The 5,229-nt window shown below is 57.3% G+C and carries 2 protein-coding genes and 1 pseudogene; all 3 read left to right on the top strand.

The window, feature by feature from the left end; translation table 11 throughout:
- Nucleotides 1-399 precede the first annotated feature (399 nt).
- Nucleotides 400-1,791, top strand: coding sequence for an efflux RND transporter periplasmic adaptor subunit (locus tag AC33YF_RS12675; RefSeq protein WP_491777571.1), 1,392 nt, complete (start codon nt 400-402; stop codon nt 1,789-1,791).
- 3 nt (nt 1,792-1,794) lie between these two features.
- Nucleotides 1,795-4,965, top strand: coding sequence for an efflux RND transporter permease subunit (locus tag AC33YF_RS12670; RefSeq protein ID WP_491777570.1), 3,171 nt, complete (start codon nt 1,795-1,797; stop codon nt 4,963-4,965).
- Nucleotides 4,966-4,968: 3 nt separating this feature from the next.
- Nucleotides 4,969-5,229 (top strand): annotated as a pseudogene (locus tag AC33YF_RS12665) (hypothetical protein); the annotation flags it as partial.

Genomic DNA, 5,229 nt, shown 5'->3' with positions numbered 1-5,229 from the left:
TGCACCTCGAGTTTGTGCCGCCAGACTTTGCCCGCCTCAGTTTCAGCCTCGGCAATCAAGCAACTGGTGACGCCGTCCCGAGCCAGGCCTGGGGACGAGATCAGCACGCCGAGCGCGCCGGCAATCGCCAGGAACGGTGAGAGGGGATTAATCCGGCGGTCGGACATCATAAGGTCTATCTCCCTAGTGATAGATTTTGGTGGAATGACTCTCGCTGGATCAGACCTGCGAGGTGCAGGCGGTTGAGACGAATGTCCGCCGATTACTGGCCTTATGCAAGTCCCCGGTGTATCGCGGGTTCGCGGCAAGAGTAGGATGGGGAAGCTGCCGTTTTGCCTCCCGATCGGGGTGAGGTAGCATCGCAGCGTTCAGGTTGGGCATCTGCGCAAGAGGGGTCGAATGGGATATTGGGGTTGTGTTGGGCGGGCGCGCAAGTTGGTGGTGGCACTTATGCTGCCGCTGTTTGCGAGCGCTTGTTCCGACGGCAAGGATGCAGGCGCCGATGCGGAAAAACCGCTTCCCGGGGTCGTGGCCGAGGTGGTGACGGACAAGGACGTCAGCAACGAAATTACGTATGTCGGTCAGACCCGCTCGTCTCAAAGCGTCGACATCGAAGCGCGGGTCAAGGGAACCCTCTTGGAACGCCCCTTCGTAGAAGGTCAAGCCGTGAAAGAGGGGGCCGTTCTCTTCAAGATTGACCCCGCGGAGTTCGAAGCCAACCTCCTCGGCGCCAACGCGACATTGGCCAAAGCGGAAGCCGACTCCGAGGAAAAAAACCTCACGCTCTCGCGCTACCAAGAATTGGTCGACAAAAATAGCCCCGGCGTTAGCGAGGCGCAGTACGATATTGCTTTATCGCAGGCAAGGCAGGCCGACGCCGAAGTTGCGGCTGGCAAGTCCGATGTCGCCAATGCGAAGCTCAATCTGAGCTACGCCACCATCACTTCGCCGCTTGATGGCCGCGCCGGCATCTCTGCGGTCGATGTGGGCAACATCATCAGCCCCGAAAGTGGCGTGCTCGTATCCGTAGTCGCGTTGGACCCTATTGAGGTGGACTTTTCCATCGGGGAGCGGGCGTACCTCGACTACATGGAGGCCAGAGAAGCTGGAACAGCCAGAGACTTCACACCTCGAATTCGACTGGCCAATGGAAGACTCTATGCCCATGAGGGAGAGGTCTTCGTCGTCAATAACGAGGTCGACCCGACCACAGGCACCATTGCCATACGACTGAAGTTCCCGAACCCCGATCAGCTCCTTTTGCCTGGTCAATATGTGACGGTGTTGCTGACAGAGGCGAAGCCGGAAAAGCGTGTCGTTATTCCTCAGTCTGCTGTCCAACAGAATCAATCCGGCCCGTTTGTCCTTGTTGTCGATAGCGACAACCGTGTGAGCTCACGCGCGATCAAGACCGGTCAGCGTATCGGCACAGGTATCGTCGTCACGGAGGGTTTGGTTCCAGGCCAAACCATCGTGGTCGAAGGTATCCAAAAGGTGCGGCCAGGCGCAGAGGTTAGTGTGACCTACAAGGACCCATCGGGGACGGCGGAGAATATCGATGGGTCACCCAGCCTTGGAAATGGCGGCGCTGCGGACGATACACCGCCGTCTGACGATAAAGGGGTGACCGAGGACGCAGAATCTGACGGTAAGAAGTCCGCCCAAGAAACAGACCGGGATGCCAAGACGGACGCATCTTCCATGTCCTCCAACAAAGAGGAGCCAAGCTTGGAAGATGACAAAGCCAGCCAGGCAGACGGCGCGGACGCCAAAGCGGAGGCGAAGCAGTAGCCCGTGATAAGCAGCTTCTTCATAGATCGCCCGAAGTTCGCGTTCGTTATCGCGATTGTGACGACGCTTGTCGGTCTCTTGGCGATGGCAGTGCTGCCGATTGCCGAATTCCCAGAGATTTCGCCGCCTCAGGTTCAGGTCAAGGCGACCTATCCCGGCGCGAATGCGGTCGTCGTCGCCGAGTCTGTTGCCGCTGTCATCGAGGCGCAGGTTAACGGCGTTGAAGGCATGTCTTACATGTCGTCGCAGAGTGCCAACGACGGTAGTTACACGCTCACTGTCACCTTCGAGATCGGCACGGACTCCGACATCAATCAGGTCAATGTGCAAAACCGCGTCGCCCAGGCGATGCCGCAACTGCCCGAGGAAGTTCAGCGTCAAGGCGTCACAACGGAGAAGACCTCAACAACAATGTTGATGGTTGTGTCTCTATTTTCGCCCAACGAAACCTATGACAGTATCTTCCTCTCGAATTATGCGAGCATAAATCTTCAAGACACCCTAGCCCGTACTCCGGGTGTGGCGCAGGTCACCAACCTCGGCGCCCGCGATTACAGTATGCGGGTTTGGCTCCAACCCGATCGGATGACCAGTCTTGGCTTGACGGCGACGGATGTCATTAGCGCCATCCGCAATCAGAATATCCAAGCCGCCCCCGGGTCCATTGGCGCCGAGCCGATCGCGCAAGATCAGCAGTTCCAATACACACTGACGGCCCAAGGCCGGCTTGAGTCCGTGACCGAGTTTGAGAACGTCATCCTCGTCGCGAGGGCGGATGGCACAGTGGTGACGCTTAAAGATGTCGCGCGTGTGGAGCTCGGGGCGGCGAACTATGGGTGGTTTGGCCAACTCAACGGGAAGCCCGCCGCACTGCTGGCGGTTTATCAGTTATCGGACGCAAACGCTCTGAACGTCGCCGATCAGATCCGCGCCCAGATGGAGGTCATGGCACAACGGTTTCCGGACGACGTCGAGTACCAGGTCACCTATGACACGACCCTGTATGTGAAGACGTCGATTAAGGAAGTCGTGATTACGCTGTTCCAAGCCCTCGGCCTGGTCATCTTCGTCGTGTTCGTTTTCTTGCAGGATTGGCGTTCCACGCTCATTCCTGCCATCGCCATTCCCGTTTCGCTTATTGGCACGCTTGCCGCTCTATTGGCATTGGGCTTCACGATTAACACGATCAGCCTGTTCGGTTTGGTGCTCGCGATCGGTGTCGTCGTCGATGATGCCATCGTTGTGGTGGAAAACGTTCAGCGGCACATGGCCGACGGACTTAATCCGAGGGACGCAACCAAGAAGGCAATGACTGAGGTGACGGCACCGGTCATTGCCACGACGTTGGTTTTGCTTGCCGTATTTGTGCCGACGGCCTTTACGCCGGGCATTACGGGCCGACTCTTTGTTCAGTTCGCTGCGACGATTTCGATCGCCGTCACACTATCCTCAATCAATGCGCTGACATTGAGCCCTGCCCTTTGTGCAACGCTTCTGCGTCCACCGAAGAAAGTCGAGCGCGGACCGCTCGCATGGTTCGAGAAGGGGCTCGAGAAGACCCGAAGCGGCTATAATGGCATTGTCCGCCGGCTGATACGGCGAACCGTCATCGGCTTAATGCTTGTTGCAGGCATGATAGGCGCAACCGCCTATCTTGGAACAACAACGGCGACCGGTTTTATTCCACAAGAAGACACAGGCACGATCTACATCAACCTGACCCTGCCGGACGGCGCTGCGCTGCCTCGAACTAGCCGAGTGATTGCAGAAGTCGAGAAAATTCTCGAAGAGACACCTGGCGTGGCGAACATCATCTCCGTTGGCGGATATTCGATCCTGCAAAGCACCGTGATGCCGAACTCGGCATTTCTCATTGCGGTCCTCGACCCCTGGGACGAACGCACGACAGAGGAACTTAGCCTTCGTGGTATTATGCAGTCGCTCGCACCCAAGTTGGCCGCGATCCCCCAAGCCGCGATCATTCCATTTGTTCCTCCAGCGATTCCCGGCCTTGGCACCACCGGCGGTTTCGAATTCGTGCTGCAGGATACAGAAAATCGACCAGTGCAGGATTTGTCGTCGGTGCTCAACGGGTTCATTTACACAGCCAACGGCGACCCAACGCTCACCGGCGTATTCAGTTCGTTCACCGCCAATTCACCCCAGATCTTTGTCGATGTGAATCGAAAACTGGCGGAGACGAAGGGCATAAGCGCCGAAGACCTCTTCACGGTGCTCAATGCCAACATCGGCTACTACTACGTCAATGACTTCAACAAGTTTGGTCGAGTCTACAAGGTTTACATTCAGGCCGAGGCCGACAAGCGCGCGGCGCCGGGCGACATTGGGAATCTGTACGTACGTTCGTCGAACGATGACATGGTCCCTGTGCGAACGCTGATTACGTTGGAGTCTGTGCTCGGCCCGGAAACCATACAGCGCTACAACATGTTCAATTCGGCGACGATCAACGGCAATCCGGCGCCGGGATATAGTTCAGGTCAAGCGCTCCAAGCAATGGAGGCCTTGGCTGAGACGAACCTGCCCGACGGCTTCACCTATCAGTGGACCGGCATGTCGTATGAAGAGGTCAAGGCCGGCGCGGCTGGCAACGCCGTGTTCCTGTTCTCGATCATATTTGCGTACCTGTTCTTGGTCGCCCAGTATGAGAGTTGGACGATCCCCATGTCGGTCATGCTCTCCGTGGTCTTTGCTGTCCTTGGCGCACTTCTCGGGCTACGGCTCGCTGGAATTCCGCTGAACACCTATGGGCAGGTGGGACTCGTGCTGCTCGTTGGTCTCGCCGCAAAGAATGCGATTCTCATCGTCGAGTTTGCGAAAGAGAAACGCGAGGCTGGCGAGTCGATTATTCAGGCGGCAGAGGACGCAGCGTCTTTGCGGTTCCGTGCTGTCATGATGACAGCATTGTCCTTCATTTTGGGCGTGCTTCCTTTGGTGCTGGCGACGGGTGCGGGCGCTGCGTCCCGCGTGTCCGTCGGTGTCACCGTCTTCGGCGGCATGCTCGTCGCTTCGATCGTTGGCGTGACGTTCATTCCGTTCCTTTACGTGATGTTCCAACGCCTGCGTGAAGCGGCGAAGGGAAGAAAAACCGACAGCCCAGCTCCGCCGCACGATAAGACGTTGCCCGAAGACCCAGCGCCACAGAAGACATAATTCATGCTTCCAGAGATCATCATCGGCAGTGCCATGATTTTCCTGACTACGCTGATCCAAGGTGTGTTCACAATGGTAGGCGTGGAGAAAATGGGGGACTACGTAGACCGACACAACGAGCCAGGGCTTCTCTGGTCAACCCTCCGGCTATGCGTCTTTGTGTTGTGGCTTTTCCTGGCCACCATCCTAGAGGTCTGGTGCTGGGCCGTACTGTACCTATTCCTCGGTGCTTTGGAGACGATCGAGGAGGCAGTCTATTTTTCG

It is taken from the genome of Methyloceanibacter sp., from assembly GCF_058506495.1.
Note: the sequence above shows the minus strand (reverse complement) of the source record. Positions and strands in the feature narration are given on the sequence as shown.

Bases quoted from the DNA above. Each gene is read 5' to 3' on its own strand.
- AC33YF_RS12675 (WP_491777571.1), top strand. From the start codon at position 400: ATGGGATATTGGGGTTGTGTTGGGCGGGCGCGCAAGTTGGTGGTGGCA.